Consider the following 25,845-nt stretch of genomic DNA (forward strand, 5'->3'; position numbering starts at 1 on the left):
CCCCGCGAGGGGGAGGGATTAGCACGCAGGTTTTCACATCCGCTCGGTAATCGCCGTTTCCTCGACTTTCGGCATGCGGCGCGCGGTCGTCTGGATCATCGGCAGAATGTCCTCGACGCGTTCCGCCACGAGATAGCGCACTTCATATCCCTCGCGGATAAAACCCGAATTGTGCATATGGGCGAAGAGCGTCAGCAACGGGCGCCAGAAGCCGGCGATGTCGGCGATGACAAGCGGCTTGGTATGCCGCCCGAGCTGAATCCAGGTCAACTGCTCCGTCAGCTCCTCGAGCGTCCCGACGCCGCCGGGCAGGGCGACAAAAGCGTCCGATTTTTCGAACATCAGGCGCTTTCGGGTATGCATATGGTCGACGACGATCAAATCGGTCATTCCCTGCATAGCCAGTTCGCGCTCTTCCAGAAAGTCGGGGATGATACCGGTCACCCGGCCGCCGGCGTTCAGCACGGCGCGCGCGGTTATCCCCATGAGGCCGCAGGAGCCGCCGCCAAAGACGAGTCCGACTCCGGCTTTGGCCAGAATGCGCCCAAAAGTTTCCGCCGCCGCGGCGTAGCGCAGGTCGTCTCCCTGGGCGGAGCCGCAGTAGACGCAAATGTTCTTGATCTTCTGCATAAGCTTCTTTCCGTCAACTGGCGCCATCGGCCCGCCGGTCAAGCGGGGTGCGCGAAAGAGTTAAAGGCCTTATATGACACTTGCCTCTTTCGCCGAGGCTTCCATTCATCATTGGACTCCGAATGCTCAGAATTGGCCAACGCGCGTCGGGCGCCTATGGCGCGCCCGATCCGCAGGACGCTTCCCTTTCCGAAGCCTCGCTCCTTGGAACAATCCGCCGGCTGTGGCCCTATATCTGGCCGCGCGGCCGGCGCGATCTGGAGCTACGCGTCGCTGTCGTCTTCGGGCTGCTGATCGTCAGCAAGCTGTTCAACGCCATGACGCCCTATGCTTTCAAATGGGCGACCGATGCGCTGGCGGAAAGCGGAGCAGCGGCCCTGCCCGTTCTGGGCGCGAGCGCCGTCGGCTTTACGCTGCTCATGGGCGCGATCCGCATCGTGTCCGTCATCCTTATGCAGGCGCGCGACGGCATTTTCGCGGCGGTGGCCATGCATGCCGTCAGGCGGCTGGCGACCGACCTTTTCATCCATATGCACGAACTGTCCCTGCGCTTTCACATCAGCCGCAAGACAGGCGGGTTGACGCGCGTCCTGGAGCGTGGCCGCAACGCGATCGAGACGCTGTCGCGGCTCGTGATGTCCACCGGCGCGCCGACCGCGCTCGAAATGGCGCTCGTGCTGGGAATCTTCATCTATCAGTTCGACTGGCGCTACGGCCTCGTGCTCATTGTCACCCTGGGGGCCTATTTCGCCTATACCACGCTCGCGACCAACTGGCGCATCGCGATCCGCCGCACGATGAACGAGAGCGACACGGACGCCAACCAGAAGGCGATCGACAGTCTGCTCAATTACGAGACGGTAAAGTATTTCAGCGCCGAGCGGCGCGAAGCCGAGCGCTACGACAGATCCATGGCCTTTTACGAAAAGGCCAGCACCCATTCCTATATTTCGCTCGCCATCCTCAACGCCGGCCAGACGGTGATCTACATCATTGGCGTGACGACGATGATGGTCATGTGCGTCTACAGCATTCGCGCCGGCCAAAACACGGTCGGCGATTTCGTGCTCATCAACGCCATGATGTTGCAGCTCGCCCAACCGTTGAATTTCATGGGCACTTTCTATCGCGAGGTGCGGCAGGCGATCATCGACATCGAGACCATGTTCTCGATCCTGTCGCGCAGTCCCGAGATTTCGGACAAGCCGGACGCCGAGCCGCTTGTCGTGAACGAGGGGCGCGTCGTCTTCGACAATGTGCAGTTTTATTACGATTCCGATCGGCCGATCCTGAAGGGCGTGAGCTTCGACGCGGCGCCCGGCCAGACGATCGCCATTGTCGGGCCGTCAGGCGCCGGCAAATCGACGATCTCGCGGCTCATGTTCCGCTTCTACGAGCCGCAGGGCGGCCGGATCACGATCGACGGGCGGAATATTCTCGACGTCACCCAGGCGAGCCTGCGCGCCGCCATCGGCATGGTGCCGCAGGACACCGTGCTCTTCAACGACTCGATCGGCTACAACATCCGTTACGGCCGCTGGGACGCGACCGACGCGGAGGTGCGCGAGGCCGCGCAGCTCGCCCAGATCGACGCGTTCATTCAGAGCGTGCCGGGCGGGTATGAAGCGCAGGTGGGCGAGCGTGGGTTGAAGCTCTCCGGCGGCGAGAAGCAGCGCGTCGCGATCGCCCGCACCATCCTCAAGGGCCCGCCCATCCTCATTCTGGACGAAGCGACCTCGGCGCTCGACAGTTTCACGGAGCATGAAATTCAGGAGGCGCTGCGCCGCGTCGCCAAGGGCCGCACGACGCTCGTCATCGCCCATCGGCTCTCGACCGTCGTGGACGCGGATGAGATTCTCTTCCTCGACCATGGGCGCATCATCGAGCGAGGCCGCCATGCGGAGCTGCTGGCGCTCGGCGGCCATTACGCCGCCATGTGGAACCGCCAGCGCGAGGCCGCCGAAGCGCGCGCCAAACTGCTCGAGGCCGAGCGCGAGGAGGCCGAGGCGGAGTAGGGCCCGGGGTCGCCCCGCTCCCTCAAGAGTCGGGCTTCGCGCGCCCGTCAGAATGACGCCAGAAAAAAAGGGTTTGGTCTGCGGTAGCGCCAGGCGCTGGCTTCGAGGCGCGCGGCGTAAATTGTCTAAAATGCCCGGCGCAAATAGGCGCATTCCAATCAGACGCGAGTCTTAATGTCCGAACAGCGAACCACGATTTACAGCCTTCAGGCTGGCCGCGCTCTCGCTGCGATTGCGGTGGTCGTTCACCACGCCGCGTTAGCGGCTCGTGATTTCGGCGGCGGCCTGCGATACGAAGACATATTTTCGCTCGGCTACTTGGGCGTGGATTTCTTTTTCGTCCTTTCCGGATTCATCATTTACTACTCGACTGTCGGTCGTTCCAAGAGCGCGGCGGATTACGCAAGGTCCAGGGCCGTAAGAATATACTTTCCCTATCTCCCTATCGGGCTGGCGATAGCGATACTCTATTGGCTGCTTCCCGGAGCTTCGCTGGGCGATCGCCAGTGGAATTGGCTGACAACCATCACGCTCGCGCCGATCGGCGCCCCGGCGCTCAGTGTCGCGTGGACGCTTCAACACGAAGTCATGTTTTACGCTTTATTCGGGATTTTTTACTTTTCCGGTCGCCTGTTCTTAGGTCTATTTCTCTGGTTCGGCGCAATTGCCGCCAATGGCTTGATCGGCGCAGTGGATGTGATTCCGCTACGCCCCATCGATCTTGAATTCCTTTTTGGCGTCGCAGCGGCTGTAATGGCGCAGCGAGGGCGATGGCATGTGGCAATGGCGCCGGCCGCGCTTATCTGCTTTGTCCTATGGGGCTTTCAGGGATTTCACCGTGAATCGTCGGTGCTTGTCGGGCTCGGGTTCGCCTTGCTCGTGCCCGTCATCGTCGCCGCTGAACGCGAACAGTGGTTGAGGATTCCCCGCACCTATATTTTCCTGGGCGCAGCGTCCTATTCGATCTACCTCTCGCACGGCTTGGCCATTTCTATCGCGGCCCGTATCCTTCATGGATCCTGGGTCATCATGATCGGGTCGACCTTAGCCGGCGTTCTTGGCGGCGTCGCCTACTACCTGGTTATTGAACGTCCAATCCTAAATCTTGCTGGGTCCAGAAAGGTCCCTGCGCGGTCCAAGGCGCGCGACGAGATCCATGCCGAGTAGCGCCTCGCGGTTGCCGGGGCTTGAGCGCCGCGCCGACCGGTGACGTGACGGATTGCCCCCCGGAAGGGCCCCCGAGCCCCGCGCTGGCAAAATTCGCCTGCCCTTTGGCGAGGATTATTCTTTGCCGAAGATCAATTGCCGACGCACCCTCAAAGGCAAAGGCGCCTTAAGCCCCGGGAGGGTTCGATGCTCAAAAAATTTATTTTCTCCTCGCTGGCCGCCTTCGGCGCCGCCACGGCCGCTCAGGCCCAGATCAAGGCCGAGCATCCGCGCTTCTGCGTCATGAGCGTCGGGCCGACGCAGATGATGTTCAGCGCCTTTCAGGAGAACAAGACCGACGAAATCTTCTGCCAGCACATCGGCGACGTCGGCAAGACGATGATCATCCTCGACGCCAAGAGCAACGAGCTTCGGGATATGAACATCGAGGTTCGTCTGCTCAAGAACATCGGCCAGGCGGATTGGCGCGACGACCTCGACGCGACGACCGTAACCGTCCTCCCGGCAAAGAAATATCTCGAGGGGCGCGGCACCACGAGCTTCACCTACGACTTCACCAAGGAGGGCGACTATCTCGCGCTCGTGCGCGCCACGAGCGACGACGGGGCGAAGGAATATGTCGGGCAGTATTACTTCACCGTGGGCGCAAGCTATTTGCAGACCGTCGCCACGGGCGCTCTCGCGGCTGCCGTGGCTTGCGTCGGTCTCGCGATGTGGCGGCGCGGCCAGTCCGGGAAGACGGCCAAGCCGGCGCAGGCGAAGCCCGCCCCCTCAGCCGCTCGTCAGTCGTCGTAGGTTCCGCTCGACGCGCTTCTTGTAGATTGCGACGGCGCGGCCGGCGGCGTGATGCGGCTCGCCTGCGGCAAAGCTGCGGGCGGCTTCCAGAGTGGCCTCGGCGGCGGCGTCGATCTTCTCGGCGACCATCAGGGTGCCCTCGCGATTCGGGTCGACGACTCCAAAGGCCATTTTGGTCAGCCGGACGGCGATGACGGCGTTCGCCGCCACGCTCAGGACGAGCGTATCCGAAAGAAGCGTGGTCAGACCCGGCCGGTTGTTCATCTGCTCGACCTCCGCAGCAAGTCGCCGAGTTTGCGCCAGTTCGAACTGAAATGCAAAGGTCGGGCCGGGGAAAGGTTAAGCTTCGGTCGCCGGGGGATCGCCCCGCTTCCATCCCGTCCCAACAACCCCCATATTCGCGGCCATGGCGAAGTCTCCCGAAAAACCCAAGGCGGCGAAGAAAGACCCGGCGCGTCCGACGCGCGCCAAGGCGTCCAAGCCCGACGTCGCGCCGCTCGCCCCCCATCTCGCTCAATTGCTCAATCCCGCCCTGGCGCCCGGCTTTGAAGACATGGGGCAGGCGGCCTATGACGCGGACGCCGTCCCCGTCGGCGCGGACGAGCTCTCGACATGGGGGCTCGGTGCGTCGCCGCCGCAGGGCGCGGGCGTTCAGGCCACGGCGGATTCACTTGCGGAACTGCTGCGCCTTGGCGATCCGAATCTGCGCGACCGCAAGCCCTGGGTTCCGCATCGGCCGGAGCGGCCGGAAAAATCCGAGGGCGGCGTCAGATTCGAGCTTGTCTCCGACTATACGCCCAAGGGCGACCAGCCGGCGGCGATCGACGAGTTGGTGAAGGGGGTCGCGGCGCAGGAGCGCGATCAGGTGCTGCTCGGCGTCACCGGCTCGGGCAAGACCTTCACAATGGCGAGCGTGATCGCCCATACCCAGCGTCCGGCGCTGATCCTCGCCCCCAACAAGACCCTGGCGGCGCAGCTCTATGGGGAATTCAAAAGCTTCTTCCCGAATAACGCGGTCGAATATTTTGTCTCTTACTATGACTACTATCAGCCCGAGGCCTATGTGCCGCGGTCGGACACCTATATCGAGAAAGAATCCTCGGTAAACGAGCAGATCGACCGCATGCGCCACGCCGCGACGCGCGCGCTCCTGGAACGCGACGACGTCATCATCGTCGCTTCGGTCTCCTGCATCTACGGCATCGGCTCGGTCGAGACCTATACGGCCATGACCTTTTCGGTGCAGCTCGGCGAGAAGCTCGAACAGCGACAGCTCGTCACCGATCTCGTCGCCTTGCATTACAAGCGGGTCAGCGCCGATTTTACGCGCGGAACGTTCCGGGTGCGCGGGGATACGGTGGACGTGTTTCCGGCTCACTATGAAGATCGCGCCTGGCGAATCTCCTTCTTCGGCGACGAGGTGGAGTCGATTTCCGAATTCGATCCGCTCACCGGGAGGAAGACGGTCGACCTCGAATTCGTGAAGATCTACGCCAATTCGCACTATGTCACCCCGCGCCCGACGCTCCTGCAATCGATCAAGGCGATCAAGGAAGAGTTGAAGCAGAGATTGGACGAACTCCACCGCGCGGGCCGCCTGTTGGAGGCGCAGCGACTCGAACAGCGCACGCGTTTCGATCTGGAAATGATGGAGGCGACGGGCGCTTGCGCCGGTATTGAGAATTACTCGCGCTATCTAACCGGCCGCAAGCCGGGCGAGCCGCCGCCCACGCTGTTCGAATATCTTCCCGACAATGCGCTCGTCTTCGCAGATGAAAGCCATGTTTCGATCCCGCAGATCGGCGGCATGTATCGCGGCGACTTCCGCCGCAAGGCGACGCTCGCCGAATACGGCTTCCGTCTGCCGTCCTGCATGGATAACCGCCCGCTGCGTTTCGAGGAATGGGACGCCATGCGGCCCCAGACGATCAGCGTCTCCGCGACGCCGGGCAACTGGGAACTGGAGCAGACGGGCGGCGTCTTCGTCGAACAGGTCATTCGTCCGACGGGGCTCATCGATCCGCCCGTCGAAGTGCGTCCGGCGCGCTCGCAGGTCGACGATCTTCTCGATGAAGTGCGCGCCACTTCACAGATCGGCTATCGAACGCTCATCACTGTGCTGACCAAGCGCATGGCTGAGGACTTGACCGAATATCTGCACGAGAATGGCGTGCGCGTGCGCTACATGCATTCGGACATCGACACGCTGGAGCGCATCGAGATCATCCGCGACTTGCGGCTCGGGGCCTTCGACGCGCTCGTCGGCATCAACCTCCTGCGCGAGGGCCTCGATATTCCCGAATGCGGCCTCGTCGCCATTCTCGACGCCGACAAGGAGGGCTTTTTGCGCTCCGAGACGTCGCTGGTGCAGACCATCGGCCGCGCCGCGCGCAATGTCGACGGGCGTGTGATCCTTTACGCCGATCACATCACCGGCTCGATGAAGCGGGCCATGGACGAGACCGAACGCCGTCGCGCCAAGCAGCAGGCGTATAATGTCGAACACAACATCACGCCCGCGTCGATCAAGCGCGGCATCGCCGACATTCTCGGCAGCGTCGCCGAGCAGGATCATGTCACGGTCGACACGGGCTACGACATCGCGCCGGGGCATAATCTCGCGGCGACGATCGCCGATCTCGAGAAGCGCATGAAGGAGGCCGCCGCCGATCTCGCCTTCGAAGAGGCGGCGCGGCTGCGCGATGAAATCCAGCGCCTGCAAAAGGCGGAGCTGCTGGCGGAGGCGAGCCCGGTGCTGCGAATTACCCTTTCCAGCAAGACGGGGGAGAGGCGGGCTGGGGGCGGCGGCGCAAGTCTGTCGACTCGCGCGCGTAAACCAACCGACGCAGATATGGGGCCGCACAATTTCGGCGGCGGCGAGGCCCGGCCCCTTGGCCGCGTCCCGCCGCGTCCCGTCGGCCGCTCATCCGGCGGCAGGCCCGGCACCCGCACGGTGAAGGGCAAACCGAAGTAGGCCGCTGCGAAGCGAAGCGCTCCATGGTCGCGATGCGCGCCCTCGTCGTTTGCGGGAGCGAGGGCGGCGCGCTCAGTATTTCGTCACCAGCGGCGGCGGCGGGGGCGGCGGCGGGACGAGCGTCGGGATGACGTAGCGGAAGCCCACGCGCACGTCGTTCGAGGCGAGGTTGAAACGCTGCACCTCGCCGGGGCAAACGACGACGCCCATGCAGACGATCCTGTTGGTGTTGAAATTACCCATGTCGAGGTAGCGGTAGGCGACTTCGAGCTTCAGATTGGGCGTGACGTTGAAGGCGAGGCCCGCGCCGACTTGCCAGGCGAAATTGGTCTGCGTTCGATTGCTCGCATAGCCGAAGCCGCCTGCCGGCTGGGCGGAAATGTCGTAGAAGTTTTCGAGGAAGTTGCTCGCGAAGCCAATGCCGCCGCCGATGAACGGCGTGATGCCGTACCAGGTGCCGAGATCGAAATAAGCGTTGCCAAGGAAGACGGCGGCGCTCTGCTGGGCGTGATAGAGATCGTGGCAGCGGGCGTTGACGCCGCAGGGGGAGGCGCCCCACGCGCTCCAGATGTCGCTGTAACTCTGGATGGCGCTGTATTGCGCGGCCGTGCGGTATTCGCCCGTGACGTCGAAGCGGAACCAGCTGTTGAATTGATACCCGACGCCAGCGCCCGCGAAAGCCGCGTCGCCGATCGAATAGGCGTTGAACATCGGCGCGGGCACATGGACCGTCGGGTTGAGGAAGGTCGAGGAGACGCCGCTGATCTGATTGGCGCCGACGCCGACGTCGCCGCGCAGATACCAGCCGCTGAAATCCGGAGGCGGCGGTGGGGGCGGTGGGGGCGGCGGCAGAAGATCGGCCGCCTGCGCGCTGGCGCCGAGGCCAGCGACGACTGCGGCCGCTATGAGAAGGGCGGTTCGGCCCATGGTCAGTTCCCCTTTGCAAAACGGGCCGCGGTGCGGTCCCAGCTTATGGCCAAGCTAAAGATTGGCGGGGAAGGCTTAAGGCTGAGTTAACCTTACCGATTGAAGGACAAGCGTTTACCAAGTTTTTTTCGCCGGAGCTGACCAGGCCGTCTTCCGCCCGTGGCGTCTCTGCTTCTGCGCGCTTGCTGCAGCAGTCAAGTTCAAGAATAATCGTCGACGGAGCGTTTCAAAGCCGAGAAGACGCCAATGGCAAACTCAAGCGCCTATTTCTCCGCGATCCCCGTCCGGGTGATCGACGCAAGCTATGCGCCGCAATTCATGTTCAATCCCGAGACCGCCGACCTCAACGGCGACGGCCATCAGGATCTGCTCGTCCTTGGCGCCTCTTACCCGGTCGCGGGCGCGACGTCCCCAACGCCTCAGCCCGCGGCCGTATTTTTCGGCGATGGAAACGGCGGCTTTACACGCGTCGCGGAGAGGGTCTTTCCGGCGAGTTCGCTCCTTACCGTTCACCCGCGGAAGGTCCTTTTCGCGGATTTCAACGGCGACGGTCGTTTGGATGTCTTCGTTTCAAGCCACGGATGGGACGCCTCGCCCTTTCCGGGAGAACAAAACCGCCTGGTTCTGTCGCAGCCGAACGGGACATGGGTCGACGCGACGCCGTCGCTTCCCCAATTGAGCGACTTTTCCCATTCTTCGGCGGCCGGGGACATCAATCGCGACGGGCGCGCCGACATTTTCGTCGGAAATGGCTACGCCGGGCAAAATCACATTCTGCCTTATGTGCTGCTGAATAAGGGGCTGGGCCAGTTCTCCTTGACGAGGAGCGACATCCCGACCTCGCCGGGAAACGTTCTCGACTTCGATACTTTCCATATGTTTCCAGCAAGCACGCTGGCCGATCTAAACAACGATGGCTATCCGGATCTGATCATTGGGGCTGACGCCAGCTCCGCCTATAATGGAAACACACAGTCCACGATCCTCTGGAACCGCGGTGGAGCCTTCAGTCAGGCGGATATTTCGCCGCTGCCGGCGACAAAGAGTTTCCCAACGCATATCGATCTCGATATCCAGCCGATCGACATCGATGCGGACGGGTTAAAAGATCTCATTATCGTCGGGACTCAGGGCCAGCCGTTTTACGACGGCTGGTTTGTGCAGTTGCTGCTGAACAAGGGCGGCAAAACCTTTGTCGACGCGACGTCGAGCCTAGTCTCGCCGACCGACGCGATGGGCGGCGTGGCCGGAAAGACCACGGGGACGCCCTGGGCGACGTGGGCGAGAGTAGGGGATTACAACAACGATGGATTTCAGGACTTCGCCCTCGAGCTTAACGGGCGGATCACGCAGTCGACGCCGCTCATTTGGCTGAACGACGGCGCCGGGCGTTTTCATACGATTAAAGTCGGCGATCTCGTCGCGCCGGGAGACGAATGGATGCTGGGCGGCGGGCATCTCATGCAAACCAAGAACGGCTACAGCTTCCTTACGTTGCAAGAATATCCAGGAAGCGGCGGGCTGATCGAGACCGGTTTGCTCGCGACAAAGCCTTTGCCCGGGGCGCCGCGCGAGACCGACGACGCCTATGTCACGGCCAAAAACACCGCGCTTCATGTCAACGCGGCGCAGGGCGTGCTCGCCAACGACACGAATGGGACGGCGAACAAACTCACGGCCTCGCTGGTTTCAGGCCCGTCTCACGGGACGGTGACCCTCGCCCCGGACGGCTCCTTCGTCTACACGCCCGAGACCGGCTTCGTGGGTTCGGACGCTTTCGCCTACACGGCGCAAGATTGGGTGGTCAGGGGGCGCGACGCGACTGTCGAGGTCGTCGTCGGGGCTCGCCCGGCGACGAGCGTGCAACAGGAAGTCCTCGGTCTCTATGCCGCGCTTTACAATCGCGCCGCCGACTTTCCCGGTCTCTCTTACTGGATCGGCCTCGTCGGCCAGCAGCCGGACGCGGCGGGCGTCACCATCGCCAATGCGGCGCTCAAACCCGTAACGACGGCCGACGCCCAGCTGCTTGGCAAGCTCTTCGTCACGACGCAAAGCGCCTACTTCGACCAGACTTACGGCAGCCTCAGCGACAGCCAATTCATCAACGCGCTGTATCAGAATATTGGCGGCAACGCGGGCGAGTCCGCGGGCGTCCAATACTGGTCCGGGCAACTCGCGACGCTCGAGGCGCAGGGGCTTTCTGTGCAGAACGCCCGCGCGCAGATCGTCGGCCAATTCGTGCAGGGCTTTATTGGTTACGATCTCACGAGCCAGCCGGCGTTCCTTACGACGGCGGAGTATCAGGCCGCCATTCAGCGCCAGACGATTTTTGACAACAAAATCGCCGTCTCGCAAAGTTACGCCAATGCGTCGAAGCAATATGGCGGGCATCTATTGGACGCACAGTCCGTCGCCGACGCGGCGTACCAAGCTGCGACGCGCGCGATTGCACATGTGACGCTGGACGGCGCGACGGTGACGACGGCGATCGGCCATATCCGCTCCGCGGTGGCGGAGCACAATCTGGCGTTAATCTGAGCGACGCGACTCGCCAGCGCGTTCAGGCCGCCTCCGCAGAGTCCTTCAACGCGCTGCAAACCTGCGCAACCAGCGTCTCGACCAGATCGGGGTCGTCGCCTTCGGCCATCACGCGGATCACCGGCTCTGTGCCGGAAGGACGCACGATCAGCCTTCCGCCGGCGCCGAGCCGCTCGCGGGCCGAGTCGATGGCGACGACGACTGAATCCTTTTCCAGCATCTGCTTTTGGGCGCGCACGCTTTTGAGCACCTGCGGCAGCGGCTCGAAACAGTGGCAGACCTCGCTCACCCGGCGATTTCGGCGCTTCACCTCGGCGAGCACTTGCATGGCCGTGACGAGGCCGTCGCCGGTGGTCGAATAATCCGACAGGATCACATGGCCCGATTGCTCGCCGCCGACGTTATAGCCCGCCTCGCGCATGCGCTCGATGACATAACGGTCGCCGACGGCCGTCCGCTCCAGCGTCAGTCCCAGCCCGTTCAAGTGCCGCTCGAGGCCGAGATTGGACATGATGGTCGCGACGAGGCCCGGCTTGGCGAGAAGCCCCTGGTCGCGCCAGCTCTGGGCGACCACCGCCATGACCTGATCGCCGTCGATGATGGCGCCGGTTTCGTCGACCAGGATGACGCGGTCGGCGTCGCCGTCCAGCGCAATGCCGACGTCGGCGCGTAATTCACGGACCTTGGCGCGCAGCGCCTGCGGCGAGGTGGAGCCAACGTCGCGGTTGATGTTGAAGCCGTCGGGCTCGACGCCCATGGCGATGACCTCGGCGCCGAGCTCCCAGAGCGCTTCCGGCGCGACCTTGTAGGCGGCGCCATTGGCGCAGTCGATGACGACGCGCAGCCCCTCGAAGCTCAGATTGCGCGGCAGGGTGTGCTTGGCGAATTCGATATAGCGCGCACGCACGTCGTCGATGCGGCGCGCGCGGCCGAGTTGGGTCGCGCCTGCGAGCTTGCGCGTCAAGTCACTGTCGAGAAGCTTCTCGATTTCGGCCTCGATCTCGTCCGAGAGCTTGTGGCCGTCGGGTCCGAAGAGCTTGATGCCATTGTCTTCGAAGGAGTTGTGCGAGGCGGAGATCATCACGCCGACATCCGCCCGCATGGACCGGGTCAGCATGGCGACGGCGGGAGTGGGCATGGGGCCGAGCAGAAGCGTGTCCATGCCGACCGAGGCGAAGCCCGCGACCAGCGCATATTCGATCATATAGCCGGACAGCCGCGTGTCCTTGCCGATCACCACGCGATGGCGGCCTTCGCCGCGCTGGAACGTCAGCCCCGCCGCTTGACCAACCTTGAGAGCAAGCTCCGGCGTGATCTTTACATTCGCCAAACCGCGAATGCCGTCGGTGCCGAAATAGTGACGGGCCATCTGCTATCCTTCTCGAGGGTCAGCCAGACTCCCGGGCGCGACGTCATGAAAAACGTGTCCCGGCGCTGGCCGCAGTTTACATGGTCAGGCAATCATTTCATCTGTTGGAGAGAATCCTCGTTAAAAGGGCAAAAGAATGGAAGTCGTCATTTACCACAACCCGGCGTGTGGCACCTCCCGAAAGGTTCTGGCGGCGTTGCAGGAGGCGGGCCATGCGCCGCGGGTCGTTGAATATTTGAAGACCCCGCCGGACCGCAAAACGCTGCAGGCGGTGCTGAAGAAGATGGGGAAAAATGTCCGCGACATTCTGCGCAAGCGCGGAACGCCCTATGAGGAGCTTGGCCTCGACAATCCGGCGCTGACCGACGATCAGATCTTCGACGCCATCGAGAAGCACCCGATCCTCATCGAGCGGCCCATCGTCGTGTTTGGGGAGAAGGCGGCGCTGTGCCGGCCGGCGGAGACGGTCGAGGCCCTGATGGGGTGAAAGCCGCGGCGAGAGCAGCGTCGCCCCTCTTGCTTCGAGACGCCGCCTTCGGCGGCTCCTCAGCATGATCCCAATACGAACAGGCCTCATCCTGAGGAGCCCGCGAAGCGGGCGTCTTGGAGGGGCCTCATCCTGAGGAGCCCGCGAAGCGGGCGTCTCGAAGGCCTCATCCTGAGGAGCCCGCGAAGCGGGCGTCTCGAAGGATCGAGGCCGCCTTGGAGATTGTTGACGAAAAAAAAAGCCCGGCGGAACCGCCGGGCTTTGATTTCTTTACACCGGGTTTGGCGACAACCCGCCGACATCCGGCTCTGGCTTGTGTCCGGTGGTCGGCACCGCGGAGCCGCGCGGCGGCTGCGGGGTCGTGGCGCTGGTGTCCTCGCGCACGGGGCGCTTGCCCTGCAGCAGCCCGCGCATCTCCTCGCCGGTCAGGGTCTCGAACTCCAGCAGGCCATTGGCCAGCGTGTCGAGCTGCGCCCGCTTCTCGGTCAGGATCTGCCTGGCCTTGTCATAGGCCTCCTGAACCAGACGCCGCACCTCCGCGTCGATCGTCTGCTGCGTCGCCTCCGAGAGGGTCTGCTGGCGGCCGAGCGAATAGCCGAGGAACTGCTCCTGCTGCGGCTCGGCGTAGGCCACGGTCCCGAGCTTGTCCGAGAAGCCAAGCTGCGTGATCATCGCCCGCGCCACCCGCGTGCACTGCTGGATGTCGGAGGCCGCCCCAGACGTCACCTTGTCGTGGCCGAAGATCAGCTCCTCCGCCACGCGGCCGCCCATGGCGATCGCCAGCATCGCGGTGAGCTGCTCATAGGTCTGCGACACCTGATCGCGCTCCGGAAGGCCCTGCACCATGCCCAGCGCGCGGCCGCGCGGGATGATCGTCGCCTTGTGGATCGGCATCGCCCCCGGCACCGTGAGCTGCACCAGCGCGTGGCCGCCCTCGTGATAGGCCGTGAGCTTCTTCTCCTCCTCGGTCATGCTGAGCGTGCGGCGTTCCGCGCCCATCATGATCTTGTCGCGGGCGTCCTCGAACTCCTGGTTCGTCACGATCCGCTTCGAGCGCCGCGCCGCCAGCAGCGCCGCCTCGTTGACGAGGTTCATCAGATCCGCGCCCGAGAAGCCCGGCGTGCCGCGCGCCACGACCTTCAAGTCCACGTCCGGCGCCAGCGGCACCTTGCGGGCGTGCACCTTCAGGATCTTCTCGCGGCCGATGAAGTCCGGGTTCGGCACCTGGATCTGGCGGTCGAAGCGGCCCGGACGCATCAGCGCCGGATCGAGCACGTCCGGACGGTTGGTCGCGGCGATGAGGATGATGCCTTCATTCGCCTCGAAGCCATCCATCTCGACGAGCAGCTGGTTCAAGGTCTGCTCGCGCTCGTCGTTGCCGCCGCCGAGCCCGGCGCCGCGGTGACGGCCCACCGCGTCGATCTCGTCGACGAAGATGATGCAGGGCGCGTTCTTCTTGGCCTGGTCGAACATGTCGCGCACGCGGCTCGCGCCGACGCCCACGAACATTTCCACGAAGTCCGAACCCGAAATCGAGAAGAACGGCACGCCCGCTTCGCCGGCGATGGCGCGGGCCAGCAGCGTCTTACCCGTGCCGGGCGGGCCGACCAGCAGCACGCCGCGCGGAATCCGACCGCCCAAACGCTGGAACTTGCCAGGATCGCGCAAAAACTCCACGATCTCCTGCAAATCCTCCTTGGCCTCGTCAACCCCCGCAACGTCCTCGAAAGTGACGCGGCCTTGGGTCTCTGTGAGGAGTTTGGCCTTGGATTTGCCGAAGCCCATGGCCCGGCCGGCCCCTCCCTGCATCTGGCGCGACAGGAAGATCCACACGCCAAGGAAGGCGACGAGCGGCAAGGCGTTGAGCAGCAGCGTCATCAGCCAGCTCGAGCCGTCGCTGAGCGGCTTCGCGCTGATCGAGACGTTGTGGGCCTGCAGACGCGGGATGAGGTTCGCGTCATTCGGGATGTAGGTCGTAAACGGGCGATTGTCATTGAAGTGGCCCACGACCTCATTGCCCGCGATGGTCACGTCATGAACGCGCCCCTGGTCAATCTGCGTGAGCAGCTCGCTGAACGAAATGTCCCGGATCGGCGTCCGCTGGCCCGGTTGCTGGAACAGCATGACAAGCGCCACCACCAGCAGGCCAATAATGGCCCACAGGGCGAGGTTCCTGAAGTTTGCGTTCATTGCATAATCCATGAAGGAGCATGGCGCGCGGGACGATTCCCCCGCGACGGCTCCTGGTTGGAATTAATCTAGGCGCGCCCTGCTTCCTTGCCAAGAGAGACGAGGCTCAAGGTCAAGACCCTTCCGCCGCTTCGGGGGCGGGAATGCGCCGCGGCGGGGCCGGCCGCAGGGCCACGGCCGCGGGGCCCGCGTCCAGCACCAGACCTGCAAGCGTTATCCGAAGGTTACGACCGTCGGCCAAGGCCTCCGAGAGGCGCAGCGCCGCGCGCTCGAGACGCTCGAGCCGCAGCTGCGCTCCGGGCGCAAGCCGGGCGATCTCGACGGCGAGCAGTCTTTGCACAAGCTCCAGCGGCGCCTCGCGCAGCGCCGCGGCGTCGAAACGCGTCGCTTCCGATCCAGCCTCGAGAACAGCGCGGGCGCGCAGGGTCGCGGCGCAGGCGTCGAGCGCCTCGCTCGCGCGGGCGGCGCGGGCGCCAAGCCGCAGCAGCGCATCGGCGTCCAGGCCGAGCCGTTCCAGCGCCGGAGCCAATTTCCGCAGACGGACGCGGGCATAGGCGTCATCGGCGTTCGACGGGTCGGTAACGTAAGGGCGCCCGGCCGCCTCGCAGATTTCGATAAGCGCCGACTTGCGCAAGCCGAGCAGCGGCCGCAGCAAGTCGATATCGCCGCAGCGCGCGCGCGCCGCCATGCCGGCGAGGCCCGAGACGCCCGAGCCGCGCGTCAGTCGGAAAAGAATGGTTTCGGCCTGGTCGTCGGCATGGTGCGCCGTGACGATGGCGTCGGCGCCGATGCGTTTTGCACAATCGGCGAGCAGGGCGTAGCGCGCCGCCCGCGCCCGCTCCTGTATGCGAGTCGTGGGCTTCTCGCCTTCCCATTTCAGCAGATGATGACGAAAGCCGAGCGCGCCCGCCCAGCCGCCGACCTGCTCGGCCTCCGCCGCCGACCCCTGCCGCAGGCCGTGGTCCACGGTGGCGACGGCGATCTCATGGTGGGCGCGCGCAGGCCAGTGCGCGAGAAGCAGCATGAGCGCGACCGAGTCCGGACCGCCCGACACGGCAAGCAGCAGGCTGCCATGCGAGGCGAGCAGATCGAGGGCGGGCAGGGCGCGATCAATCAAGCGTCGGCCCGCCTGGCGACGTCAGCATTGCAGCTTTTTTCGCTCGCGCTGTGCAGCCTCGCGGATCCGCGCCGCGGAGCCGGGATATTTGACGCCGATCTCATTGAAGGAGGCGCAGGCCTGCTCCCTGGCGCCCATGGCGCCGAGTGACTGGCCGAGCCGCAGCAGGGCGTCCGGCGCCTGCGCCGAGTGCGCGAATTTTTGCGAAATCTCGAGGTATCTCTCGGCGGCCTCCCGGTACCTCTCGCGCAGGAAGAAGCTTTCGCCGAGATTAAAGGTCGCGGCGGGGGCGAACTTGCTCTTCGGATTCTTGGCGAGAAAGGATGCGAGCGACTTTTCGGCGGCCTCGAACTTGCCCGCCTTGAGCGTCGTGACCGCCTCCTCATATTCCTCCTTTGGGCCCGCGGGCGCGGCGGCCGGGGCCAGTGCGATCTCCGGCGCGGCGGCGGCGGCCTGGTCGCCGACAAGCCGGCCATGGGCGATGTCGAGCGGCTGGCCCACCTCGCGCACGGGTGGCGCCGTCGTCACCGATCCGGCGGCGGTCTTCGGCGTGGTCGTCAGCGGCGCCGAGGGCGTTGTCGTGCCGATGGGCTTTGGCGCGCCGGGAGCGGTTGGGTCAGTCGCCGGATCGAAGGCGTCGCCGCGCCGCAACGAAGAAGGCGGAGCCGCGGGCGCCGGGGCCGGTGTAGGGACGGGGGCGGCGGTGGGCGCGGGCGTGGCGGCGTGGCCCGCAACTCCGGCGTCGACGGGCCGGCCTCCGCCGTCCTTGACGGCGCGAAGCTGCTCCTCCAGCACCTGCACCTTGTGCTGCAACTCCTCGTTCTGGCCGGTCAGGCGACGAATTTCCCGCTCCAGCCGGTCGATGCGGGTCATCTGGGCGGCCGGGTCCGCCGAACCGCCGTCCGGCTCGCCGGGGGGGCCGTCGTAATCGGCCGGCCGGTTGTAGATCTGGCCCATGGATCTGCCGGCCTCTGGCCTGGGGCCGTCGTAGGGATCATAGGCCAGCGCCGCCCCCGAGCTGAGCAGGAGGGCGGCGGTAAGGGCGATGCGAGAGCTCATGGACGTGGATATGGGGATCGGACGGCCGCGCCGGAAGCCAGGCCGAATTAGCTCGTAAGTTGCATGATAGGCGCGCTTGGGGCCGAAATTGGGCGCGCCGCGTTGCCATGTCATAGACGCAAGCTTAACATTGAAAGATGCGGGGCGCGATTTCACTCGGAGGCCGGGTCGTTCAAAGCGCGGCCTTGCATGTTGCGATCTTCAGCCTCCTCGCATCCCCGGCTGTCGCTCTCCCCCCGGCGGCCGAGTCGGGGCCGTGCTCTCTCGACGCTGCGGCGCCGGCGACAGTCGCCGCCGTCGACGAGGATTTCGAGCTGCTGCTCGACGATGGACGGCGCGCGGCGATCAGTGGCCTCGAATTCCCGCCGCCCGCCGTGGCGCCGCAGCGGGATCTGCGCGCGGCCGCCCATAAACGCCTCTCCAGCTGGATCGTGGGGCGGGATGTTTTCGTCGCCGCCTTCGGCGGCGCGACCGACCGCTGGGGGCGCATGCCGGCGCGGGCCTATGCTCCGACGGGGGACGGCGCGGCTTCGCCGATCGTCTCGGTCGGCGCGGCGCTTCTCGAAGAGGGGCTCGCCCGCTTCCGACCCGATCCTTCCGCGGCTCCCTGCGCGGCCGATTATCGCATGGCGGAGGCGACGGCCCGGGAGGCGGCGCGAGGCCTTTGGGCCGAGCCGGCGGCGCGCCCTGTCTTGGCCGGAGAGGGCGCCGCGGCGGCGCTGCAGGGCCGCAAGGGCATGACGCTTTTGGAAGGAAGAATAACCTCGGTTGGCGAAACCAAGGCGACGGTCTACCTGAATTTTGGCCAAAAGCGCGCCGATAACGCGTCAGTCGTGGTGTTGCGCCGCAATTTGGCTATTTTGCAAGCGTCGGGAATCGATCCCAGGACGCTCGTGGGGCGGTTGGTGCGCGTACGAGGACTTGTTGAGGCAGCTTTTGGACCGCGCATCGAGATTTCGTCGCCCGCCGAGATTGAGATTCTTGAGCCTGCCGCGCCTTGAGCGTCTGCCGCGGGCGGGCTTGACGCTCGCCTGCGTGTTCGCGCTCGCCAATTGCGCAGAATTGGAGCGGCAGGGACGCCTCTTTTCCCCGACCCCGACGCCGTCGCCGGAGAAAGCCGCAGCGCCCAAGACCGACAATCGCGCCTCTGTCCAGCACAAGGAGCTGGTGGCGCAGTTTGGAGGCGAATATCAGGCGCCGACCGCCGAGCGCTACCTCGACGCCATTCTCGCCAAGCTCGCCCAGGCCAGCGACACGCCGGGTCAGGCCGCCTATAAGGTCACGATCCTGAACACGCCGGTGGTCAACGCCTTCGCGCTGCCCTCCGGCAATCTCTATGTGACCCGCGGGCTGTTGGCGCTCGCCTCCGACGCCTCGGAGGCGGCGGCGGTGATGGCCCATGAAATCGCCCATGTCACGCTGCGCCACAGCGCGTTGCGCGCCGAGAAGGAGCGCGAGGCGGCGGTGATCTCTCAGGCCGCCACCGTCATTCAGAACCGGCAGAAAGGCGAAGAGGAGCGCTCCAAGCAGCGGCTTTCAGTGGCGAGCTTCTCGCGGCAGCAGGAGCTCGACGCCGACGAGGCGGGCGTCAAGGTGATTGCACGGGCGGGCTACGACCCTTATGGCGCGGCGCGCTTTCTTACCGCCCTCGGCCGCTCCTCCGAGCTGCGCCAGTCGCTTTACGGCAAGCGCAAGGACTCGATGGGTTTCGACATCATGTCCACCCATCCTTCGACGCCGGAGCGCGTCGCCCGCGCCGTCGCCGTGGCAAGGCAGATCGGCGCGCCCGGCATCGGCCAGCGCGACCGCAACGGCTATCTGGCGGCGATCAACGGCCTGGCCTTCGGCGACGATCCGATGGAGGGCTACGTCCGCGATCGCAAATTCACCCATCCGCGGATGCGTTTCACCTTCGTCGCGCCGGAAGGGTTCCTGCTGGAGAATTCGAGCGAAGCTGTTTTCGGCGTGCGGCAGGCCGACAATGAAGCCCTGCGTCTCGACACGGTGCGCAGCCCCAATTTCGAGAGCCTCGAAGCCTATCTGAGCTCTGGCTGGGTCGACGGGCTGCTTGCGTCCACAGTCAGAAAGCTCGAGATCAACGGCCTTCCCGCCGTCACGGCGGTCGCGCGCGCCGGCGAGTGGAATTTCCGCATCGCCGTCATCCAGTCCGGGGAGTATCTCTATCGACTGATTTTCGCGGCGCGGTCGCTGACCGAAGAGGCGGAGAAACGCTTCGACGACTCCATCCTGTCGTTTCGCCGAATCACGCCGGAAGAGGCGCGCGAGGCCCATACGCTCAAGATAACCGTTGTCTCGGCAGGCCTCGGGGACACGGCCGAAAGCCTCGCCGCGCAGATGACGACGCCCAATCGACCGCTGGAATATTTCCGGCTTCTCAATGGCTTAGATCAAAATGAGTCGGTTAGTCCGGCTGAACGTTACAAAATCGTAACGGAGTGACGCCGGGGCGTCTCGGAACATGACGCGCACCCGCGGGTTGAACGCTTAGACTCGTTCAAATGCGCGGATATCTCTCGATGCCATTTTGAGATAGCGCGCTATGGAGATTGGGCCATGGCGTATCTTCCGGGACTCGGCAGGGAGCTGATGAAGGCGGCGGCGGACGCTCCTTTCCTCGAACGAGACGAGGAAAAGGTTCTGGCGATCGCTTGGCGCGAACACGGCGATCGACATGCGCTTCACAAGCTGACGGCCGCCCATATGCGGCTGGTCATCGCCATCTCCGCCAAGTTCCGCCACTATGGCCTGCCGATCGCCGATCTGGTGCAGGAAGGCCATGTGGGCCTGCTCGAGGCCGCGGCCCGCTTCGCCCCCGAGCGGGACGTGCGCTTCTCGACTTACGCCACCTGGTGGATCCGCGCCTCGATTCAGGACTACGTGCTGCGCAACTGGTCGATCGTGCGCGGCGGCACCAGCTCGACGCAGAAGGCGCTGTTCTTCAACCTGCGTCGCCTGCGCGCCCGTCTATCGCGGGAGCCCGGCGCCGTCAGCGCCGCCGAGGCTTATGAGAGCATCGCACAGACCTTGGGCGTCTCGCGCGCGGACGTCGAGATGATGGATTCCCGTCTTTCCGGCTCCGACGTTTCGCTCAACGCCCAGCTCGTGGACGACGAGGCGGCGGGATCGGCGCAGCGCATGGATTTCCTCGTCGACGACGCGCCCCTGCCGGACGAGGTCGTGGAGCAAAATTTGGACTCGGACCGCCGCGCCAAATGGCTGAAGGACGCCCTCGCCATTCTCTCCGAACGCGAATTGCGCATCGTGCAGGAGCGCCGGCTCACGGAGAATCTGGTCACCCTGGAAACGCTCGGGGACAAGCTCGGAATCTCGAAGGAGCGCGTGCGCCAGATCGAAAGCCGCGCCCTGACCAAGTTGCGCAAGGCGCTTTCCCGTCTCAAGGACGACGAACGGCCCGAGGAGGCGTCGCCGACGCCGTGAGGGCGGCGAACCGATGATGAAACAAAAAGCGCCTCGTGCCGGGAAGCACGAGGCGCTTTTCTTATCGGCTCACTTAGAGTCAAGCGGCGCGGTCGACGTCCTCTTCATCCGCTTCGTCGGCGACCTCCGCGTCGGTCTTCTGACCGCGGCGCGGACCCTTCTGGAGGAAAGACTCGATCAGCTTCAACGCTTCCGAGTCGATCAGCTTGCGCACCGCCGCAACCTCGCGCGCCATACGGTCGAGCGCCGCCTCGTAGAGCTGGCGCTCGGAGTAGGACTGCTCCGGCTGCGTGTCCGAGCGGTAGAGGTCGCGCACCACTTCCGCGATGGTGACGAGATCGCCGGAGTTGATCTTGGCCTCATATTCCTGCGCGCGGCGCGACCACATGGTGCGCTTGACGCGCGCGCGGCCGCTCAACGTCGCCAAAGCCTTTTCCACCACATTGGTCTCGGCGAGCTTGCGCATGCCGACGTTCGCGACTTTGCTGGTCGGCACCTTGAGGATCATCTTGTCCTTGATGAAGGACACGACGAAAAGCTCAAGGCTGAAGCCCGCGACTTCCTGGGTCTCCATGCCGACGATCTGGCCGACGCCATGCGCCGGGTAGACAATGAACTCGTTAAGTTTGAACCCATGTTTCGGGCCGGCTGGCTTGGCCTTCGCCGGCGCGGGCGCCGGTTTGGCGACGGCCTTGGTTTCAGTCACAGTCTTTTCGGCGGCGACGGGCGCCGTCATAACGGAGGGCTCGTTTCTTTTTGCCAATTTTTTATCTTCGCCGGCTGTCGGGGTTGAGGAGGTCTTTCCTGCCGCCGCAGGGGCGGCTGGGAAGCGGGGAGCGCCGTTGCGCGCGGCCGTCGCCGCGGCGGAGGCAGGAGCCGTGGGAGCGACTCTCGCAGCGGGCGCGTCCACCAACTTGACGGGCTTCGGCGCAGACTGCTGAACGGCGGGCTGGGGCCTGGCGACGGTGGTCGTCGCTGTCGGCTTTACCGGCGAAGCGGTCTTTGCCGCCGTCGCGACGGCGGCAGGCGTGACCGGACTTGCGGCGGGCGCATCCTTGTCCGAACGCGCCGGGCTCGCCGGGCTCTTTGCCGGCTTGGCGACGGCCTTCACGGGGGCTGCTGTTTCGACGGTCTTGTCAGCCGCCGCCCGGATGCCCGCCTTCGGCTTTGAAGACGCGCGTGCGCTCGCAGACCCCGCTGGGACGGTCGCCGCCGCGCTGGTCTTTGCGGCGGTCTTCGCTGTCTTGGCGGCTGATTTCTTGGGCGCCGCTGCAGCCGTCGCCCGCGCCTTCGCCGCGGCTTCGTCCGCCACTCCGGATGCGCTCTTGGTCACGGAAACCTTTGACGGGGAAGTCTTCGTCGCCGCAGTTTTCGTCGCTAGAGTCTTGGTCGCCGCGCTTCTCGCCGGGGAGGTTCTGGACGCGGCCTGGGTCGCCTGGCCGCTTGAACGCCGGGACGCCGCAACTGCGCTCGTCCCTTTTGATTTTTCGTTCTTTTTGGCGGACGGCATACGCGGGGCACTCCTTCTGCGTCCCGCTGTGGAGACGGGACGAATTACAGACCGACCCACCCCAGGATCATTCCGATCCCGCCAGGCAGGTTTATGGTTCTGACACCTTAGCTAGAGGCGCGGCCGATGTTGGGCTGAGGAAGCTGAAGCCAAGCGCGCGCTTTCTCCTGCTGTGAGCAACTGGTGGTTTGGCCGCACGTCGATGCTGCGGCGCCTCCTGCCACACTGTATACCACGCAAGACAGCGAAAATCAAAGAGATTGACCCGCAAGGCCCAGCATAATGGCTTTGGCCGCGGTCGCCAACTCACTAAAAACACACGCGTTTCGCGTAAATTAATGTTGTGGAAAGCCTCAGGCGCCCAACGCAGGCGCCTATCGAACAGGCCGAAGCGATTCGGCGCCCTGAAACCGGGCGCCGAACCCCGTCAGTCGCCCTGGCCAGGCTCGGGTGAGAAATGGGCCTCGAACTTCCCCGGCTTGCCGTCCCATTCCTTGGCGTCGGCCGGCGGCTCGCGCTTGATGGTGATATTGGGCCAGTTCTGCGCCATCTCGGCGTTGAGCTGCAGCCACTTCTCCAGGTTCTCCTCCGTGTCCGGCTTGATCGCCTCAGCCGGGCACTCTGGCTCGCAGACGCCGCAGTCGATACATTCGTCCGGATGGATCACCAGCATATTTTCGCCTTCGTAGAAGCAGTCCACCGGACAAACTTCCACGCAATCCATATACTTGCACTTGATGCAGTTTTCCGTGACGACATAGGTCATGTGAACATCTCTTGAGGGTCCTGCGCGGATTGCTGCGCTAGCTAGCGTTTTTGCCGCCGTCACGCAAGGCGTGCATGATGCCGCAATCGGCGCCGGCGCCAAACGTTCAGGATCGACCTTTCGACGGGTAGCATATGACAGAAATTGGACTGGGAGCGACCGTGCCGCATGTGCAGACAATGACGGCGCGCGCGCTTCTCCTTGGCGAACGCATCGACACCGCCGGGCTGGAGCGCGCCGACCTCGTGTCGACGGCGCCGCTCGCCTTTCACGCCGGGCAGGCGGGATTCGCCGTACTCTACCGGTTCGGCGTCGCCGTGCTCTTCGGCCTCTCGCCGCTCGAAGAGGACGAGATCGTCACGCGAATCGGCGCGCGGGTCGCCGGCGCCTCGCGCGGCGACGACGAGACCCTGGTGATCGAAACGACGCACGAGGGCGAGGACAAGGCGTTGCCCAACGGGCGCCTTGCGGTGAAGGACGTCTCCGAGCCGCGGCTGCTGGTTATCGCCGACGCTTTGGCTAAGAGCGTGGCGCTCGCCCGCGACGAGCGACGCGTCAACGCCGTCTTCGACACGGTCGAGCCCTTCGCCGCCGAACTCGCCAGCAAGGGCCGCCCGCCATGGCGCCGCAAGGCGATGTTGGAGCTCATCGGCCAGACGCTGCTCGTGCGCCATCGCGTGTCCGGCCGCGTCGCCGTCGAGGACAAACCGGACGTCCTGTGGGACCGGCCCGATCTCGAGCGCCTCTATGCGCGTCTCGAAGACGAATATGAACTCGAGGCGCGCGGCCGCACGTTGAACGCCAAGATCGACGTCATCGGCGAGACGGCGCGCGCGTTGACCGATCTGATCGACGCCGACCGGTCCGTGCGGCTGGAATGGATCATCATCGTGCTGATCGCGATGGAGATCGTTCTTTCCTTTTTCGAGATGTCGCTCGGGCAGCGTCACCGTACGATGCAGCCACCGAGCGCAGTCCACGGGTCCGCGCCTGAAAGCCATGTGAAGCCCGGAAGTTGATGCCGTGCAAACGTGTATTGCCGCTTGGCGTAGTGACGCGTGTCGAGCTTGCCCCGCATAACGGCCTCCTCCCGCGACATGCGCCCGTCGAGAAAGGCGATGAGGTGCGGCACGCCATGGGCGCGCATGGCGGGCAGCGTCGCATCGAGTCCGCGCGCGCGCAAGGCTGCGACTTCCTCGAGCGCGCCACAGGCCATCATCTTCTCGAAGCGGGCGTCGATGCGTTCATAGAGCGTCTCGCGCGCGGGGGCCAGAAAGAAAGCAGGGCTCGCGGCGTCGATGAGCGGCGCGCTCCGCGGCCCCTGGAAGGAGGCGAGCGGCTTGCCGGTGGCGGCGAAGACTTCGAGCGCGCGCAGGATGCGCTGCGGATCGGTGGGACGCAGGCGCGCGGCCGTTTCGGGATCGCAGGCGGCGAGCTCCGCATGCAACAGCTGCGGGCTTTTGCCTTGCGCCGCCTCGCGCACGCTGGCGCGCACGTCGTCGGGCACCGCCGGAATGTCGGAAAGGCCGTAAAGCGCCGCCTTGAAATACATGCCGGTGCCGCCGGCGATGACCGGCGGCGCGCCGCGCGCCGCAAGCTCCGCAAGCGTCATTTGGAGATCGGCGAGATAGCGGCCCACCGAATAATTCACAGCGGCGTCGACATGGCCGAAAAGACGATGCGGGACCTCGCTCTCTTCCTGGGGCGTCGGCCGCGCCGTGATGATGCGCAGGTCGCGATAGACTTGCATCGAGTCGGCGTTGACCACGGCGCCGCCGATCCGCTTCGCCACATCCATGGCGAGCGCAGACTTGCCCGAGGCGGTCGGACCTGCAATGAGAATGGCGCGTGCGGACATGGCGCTATTGCGGCGTAAATGAGCGAGATGTCAAACGTTGATGCAATCGTCGCGACCTTTGTCGCGGGGCAGGGCGCGGCGCTCGACGAGGCGACCGTGCGGCGCGCGCTCAAAGAGGCGGGCGTCGGCGGCGCGGCGCTCGACTGGCTCGCGCCCGGCCTCGCAGCGGACGCGGTCTTCGACAGCGTCGATCTCGCCGGCCTGCGCACGCATCTGCCGTCGGCGCTTTCGGGCGAGCCGGTCGACGTCGTCGTGCAAGCGCTGGCGACGCGACGCAAACTCCTGCTCGTCGCCGATATGGATTCGACGATGATCGAGCAGGAGTGTCTCGACGAGCTCGCCGATTTCGCCGGGATGCGCGCGCGCATTTCGAAGATTACGGCGCGCGCCATGGCGGGCGAACTCGATTTCGAAGCGGCGCTCAGGGAGCGCGTGGCGCTTCTCGCGGGGGTGACGCTCGACGAGATCGAGACGCTTCTTACGCGTCTCACGCTCACGGCGGGAGCGCGGGCGCTCGTCTCCACCATGCGCGCGCATGGCGCGCATACGGCGCTCGTCTCTGGCGGTTTCACCCAATTCACGCAGCCGGTCGCGGAGCGTCTCGGGTTCCACGAGGCGCGCGCCAACCGACTCGACATCGTCGATCGCGCGCTCACGGGCGACGTGCTGGCGCCGGTGCAGGGGCGCGAGGGCAAACGCGCAGCGCTCGTTGAGTTGCGCGCCCGGCTCGGCCTGCCGAGGGCCGCAACGCTCGCCGTGGGCGACGGCGCGAACGATCTCGATATGCTTCGCGAGGCGGGACTGGGCGTCGCCTACCACGCCAAGCCCAAAGTGGCGGAAGCCGCGCATGCGCGAGTCGACTCCGCCGACCTCACCGCGCTGCTTTATGCGCAGGGTTACCGAAAGGCGGACATTGTCGAACAGTAGATCGGCGCTGACCGCTTCGTCGCTCCGCCAACGCCGGCGCTAACCGGAAGGAGCAAT

Annotated in this window: 22 protein-coding genes; 12 read left to right on the forward strand and 10 right to left on the reverse strand. The window is 65.0% G+C overall.

Features of this window, described 5'->3' with window-relative positions; translation table 11 throughout:
• Positions 1-33: 33 nt before the first annotated feature.
• The gene (locus RVU70_RS15210) at positions 34-630 is read right to left on the reverse strand and encodes a TIGR00730 family Rossman fold protein (protein ID WP_363347753.1); all 597 of its coding nucleotides are present in this window, start codon (positions 628-630) and stop codon (positions 34-36) included.
• A gap of 122 nt (positions 631-752) precedes the next feature.
• Here RVU70_RS15210 and RVU70_RS15215 point away from each other — a divergent pair, with 122 nt between their 5' ends.
• The 3 genes from RVU70_RS15215 to RVU70_RS15225 all read left to right on the forward strand — a co-directional run bounded on the left by RVU70_RS15215 (position 753) and on the right by RVU70_RS15225 (position 4,607).
• Entirely contained in the window at positions 753-2,645 is a 1,893-nt protein-coding gene (locus RVU70_RS15215; RefSeq protein ID WP_363347755.1) for an ABC transporter ATP-binding protein/permease, read from the forward strand.
• Positions 2,646-2,819: 174 nt separating this feature from the next.
• The gene (locus RVU70_RS15220; protein ID WP_363347757.1) at positions 2,820-3,812 is read left to right on the forward strand and encodes an acyltransferase; all 993 of its coding nucleotides are present in this window, start codon (positions 2,820-2,822) and stop codon (positions 3,810-3,812) included.
• Between the two features lie 186 nt (positions 3,813-3,998).
• Positions 3,999-4,607 carry a hypothetical protein gene (locus RVU70_RS15225; RefSeq protein WP_363347759.1) on the forward strand — a complete coding sequence of 203 codons (609 nt, stop codon included), beginning with the start codon at positions 3,999-4,001 and terminating at the stop codon, positions 4,605-4,607.
• Here the strand turns inward: RVU70_RS15225 and RVU70_RS15230 are convergent.
• Positions 4,584-4,871, reverse strand: a complete 288-nt coding sequence (locus RVU70_RS15230) for a hypothetical protein (protein WP_363347761.1) — start codon at positions 4,869-4,871, stop codon at positions 4,584-4,586. The genes RVU70_RS15225 and RVU70_RS15230 overlap by 24 nt on opposite strands.
• A 142-nt stretch (positions 4,872-5,013) precedes the next feature.
• Here RVU70_RS15230 and uvrB point away from each other — a divergent pair, with 142 nt between their 5' ends.
• Positions 5,014-7,581, forward strand: a complete 2,568-nt coding sequence (uvrB, locus tag RVU70_RS15235; RefSeq protein ID WP_363347763.1) for an excinuclease ABC subunit UvrB — start codon at positions 5,014-5,016, stop codon at positions 7,579-7,581.
• A gap of 72 nt (positions 7,582-7,653) precedes the next feature.
• Here uvrB and RVU70_RS15240 read toward each other — a convergent pair whose 3' ends face one another.
• Positions 7,654-8,508, reverse strand: a complete 855-nt coding sequence (locus RVU70_RS15240; RefSeq protein WP_363347765.1) for an outer membrane beta-barrel protein — start codon at positions 8,506-8,508, stop codon at positions 7,654-7,656.
• Positions 8,509-8,754: 246 nt separating this feature from the next.
• On the opposite strand from RVU70_RS15240, the gene RVU70_RS15245 reads away from it, so the two are divergent.
• Positions 8,755-11,046, forward strand: coding sequence for an FG-GAP-like repeat-containing protein (locus RVU70_RS15245; protein ID WP_363347767.1), 2,292 nt, complete (start codon positions 8,755-8,757; stop codon positions 11,044-11,046).
• Positions 11,047-11,068: 22 nt separating this feature from the next.
• Here RVU70_RS15245 and glmM read toward each other — a convergent pair whose 3' ends face one another.
• Positions 11,069-12,415 (reverse strand): phosphoglucosamine mutase, encoded by a 1,347-nt coding sequence (gene glmM, locus RVU70_RS15250; RefSeq protein ID WP_363347769.1) that lies wholly within the window; start codon positions 12,413-12,415, stop codon positions 11,069-11,071.
• Positions 12,416-12,551: 136 nt separating this feature from the next.
• On the opposite strand from glmM, the gene arsC reads away from it, so the two are divergent.
• The gene (gene arsC / locus RVU70_RS15255; protein WP_363347771.1) at positions 12,552-12,902 is read left to right on the forward strand and encodes an arsenate reductase (glutaredoxin); all 351 of its coding nucleotides are present in this window, start codon (positions 12,552-12,554) and stop codon (positions 12,900-12,902) included.
• Positions 12,903-13,172: 270 nt separating this feature from the next.
• On the opposite strand, the gene ftsH is transcribed toward arsC, so the two are convergent.
• The 3 genes from ftsH to ybgF all read right to left on the reverse strand — a co-directional run bounded on the left by ftsH (position 13,173) and on the right by ybgF (position 17,268).
• Entirely contained in the window at positions 13,173-15,092 is a 1,920-nt protein-coding gene (gene ftsH / locus RVU70_RS15260) for an ATP-dependent zinc metalloprotease FtsH (protein WP_363347773.1), read from the reverse strand.
• Positions 15,093-15,204: 112 nt separating this feature from the next.
• Complete coding sequence (gene tilS / locus RVU70_RS15265; RefSeq protein ID WP_363347775.1) at positions 15,205-16,209, reverse strand: tRNA lysidine(34) synthetase TilS; 1,005 nt, start codon at positions 16,207-16,209, stop codon at positions 15,205-15,207.
• Positions 16,210-16,230: 21 nt separating this feature from the next.
• Positions 16,231-17,268 (reverse strand): tol-pal system protein YbgF, encoded by a 1,038-nt coding sequence (gene ybgF, locus RVU70_RS15270; RefSeq protein WP_363347777.1) that lies wholly within the window; start codon positions 17,266-17,268, stop codon positions 16,231-16,233.
• Positions 17,269-17,453: 185 nt separating this feature from the next.
• On the opposite strand from ybgF, the gene RVU70_RS15275 reads away from it, so the two are divergent.
• The 3 genes from RVU70_RS15275 to RVU70_RS15285 all read left to right on the forward strand — a co-directional run bounded on the left by RVU70_RS15275 (position 17,454) and on the right by RVU70_RS15285 (position 20,727).
• Entirely contained in the window at positions 17,454-18,269 is an 816-nt protein-coding gene (locus tag RVU70_RS15275; RefSeq protein WP_363347779.1) for a thermonuclease family protein, read from the forward strand.
• Entirely contained in the window at positions 18,250-19,728 is a 1,479-nt protein-coding gene (locus tag RVU70_RS15280) for a M48 family metalloprotease (RefSeq protein ID WP_363347781.1), read from the forward strand. Before RVU70_RS15275 ends, RVU70_RS15280 begins: the two co-directional genes overlap by 20 nt.
• 114 nt (positions 19,729-19,842) lie before the next feature.
• Positions 19,843-20,727, forward strand: a complete 885-nt coding sequence (locus RVU70_RS15285) for an RNA polymerase factor sigma-32 (RefSeq protein WP_363347783.1) — start codon at positions 19,843-19,845, stop codon at positions 20,725-20,727.
• A 79-nt stretch (positions 20,728-20,806) separates the two neighbouring features.
• On the opposite strand, the gene RVU70_RS15290 is transcribed toward RVU70_RS15285, so the two are convergent.
• Entirely contained in the window at positions 20,807-21,463 is a 657-nt protein-coding gene (locus RVU70_RS15290; RefSeq protein ID WP_363347785.1) for a CarD family transcriptional regulator, read from the reverse strand.
• A gap of 229 nt (positions 21,464-21,692) precedes the next feature.
• Here RVU70_RS15290 and RVU70_RS15295 point away from each other — a divergent pair, with 229 nt between their 5' ends.
• Positions 21,693-22,340, forward strand: coding sequence for a hypothetical protein (locus tag RVU70_RS15295; protein WP_363347787.1), 648 nt, complete (start codon positions 21,693-21,695; stop codon positions 22,338-22,340).
• 324 nt (positions 22,341-22,664) lie between these two features.
• On the opposite strand, the gene fdxA is transcribed toward RVU70_RS15295, so the two are convergent.
• Complete coding sequence (fdxA, locus tag RVU70_RS15300; protein WP_363347789.1) at positions 22,665-23,003, reverse strand: ferredoxin FdxA; 339 nt, start codon at positions 23,001-23,003, stop codon at positions 22,665-22,667.
• A 134-nt stretch (positions 23,004-23,137) separates the two neighbouring features.
• On the opposite strand from fdxA, the gene RVU70_RS15305 reads away from it, so the two are divergent.
• Positions 23,138-24,022 (forward strand): RMD1 family protein, encoded by an 885-nt coding sequence (locus RVU70_RS15305; protein WP_363347791.1) that lies wholly within the window; start codon positions 23,138-23,140, stop codon positions 24,020-24,022.
• On the opposite strand, the gene miaA is transcribed toward RVU70_RS15305, so the two are convergent.
• Entirely contained in the window at positions 23,950-24,861 is a 912-nt protein-coding gene (gene miaA, locus RVU70_RS15310) for a tRNA (adenosine(37)-N6)-dimethylallyltransferase MiaA (RefSeq protein ID WP_363347793.1), read from the reverse strand. The two genes, RVU70_RS15305 and miaA, sit on opposite strands and share 73 nt — an antisense overlap.
• 27 nt (positions 24,862-24,888) lie before the next feature.
• Here miaA and serB point away from each other — a divergent pair, with 27 nt between their 5' ends.
• Positions 24,889-25,788, forward strand: a complete 900-nt coding sequence (serB, locus tag RVU70_RS15315; RefSeq protein ID WP_363347796.1) for a phosphoserine phosphatase SerB — start codon at positions 24,889-24,891, stop codon at positions 25,786-25,788.
• The last annotated feature ends 57 nt before the right edge of the window (positions 25,789-25,845 follow it).

The organism is Methylocystis echinoides (assembly GCF_040687965.1).
GTDB lineage: Bacteria > Pseudomonadota > Alphaproteobacteria > Rhizobiales > Beijerinckiaceae > Methylocystis > Methylocystis echinoides_A.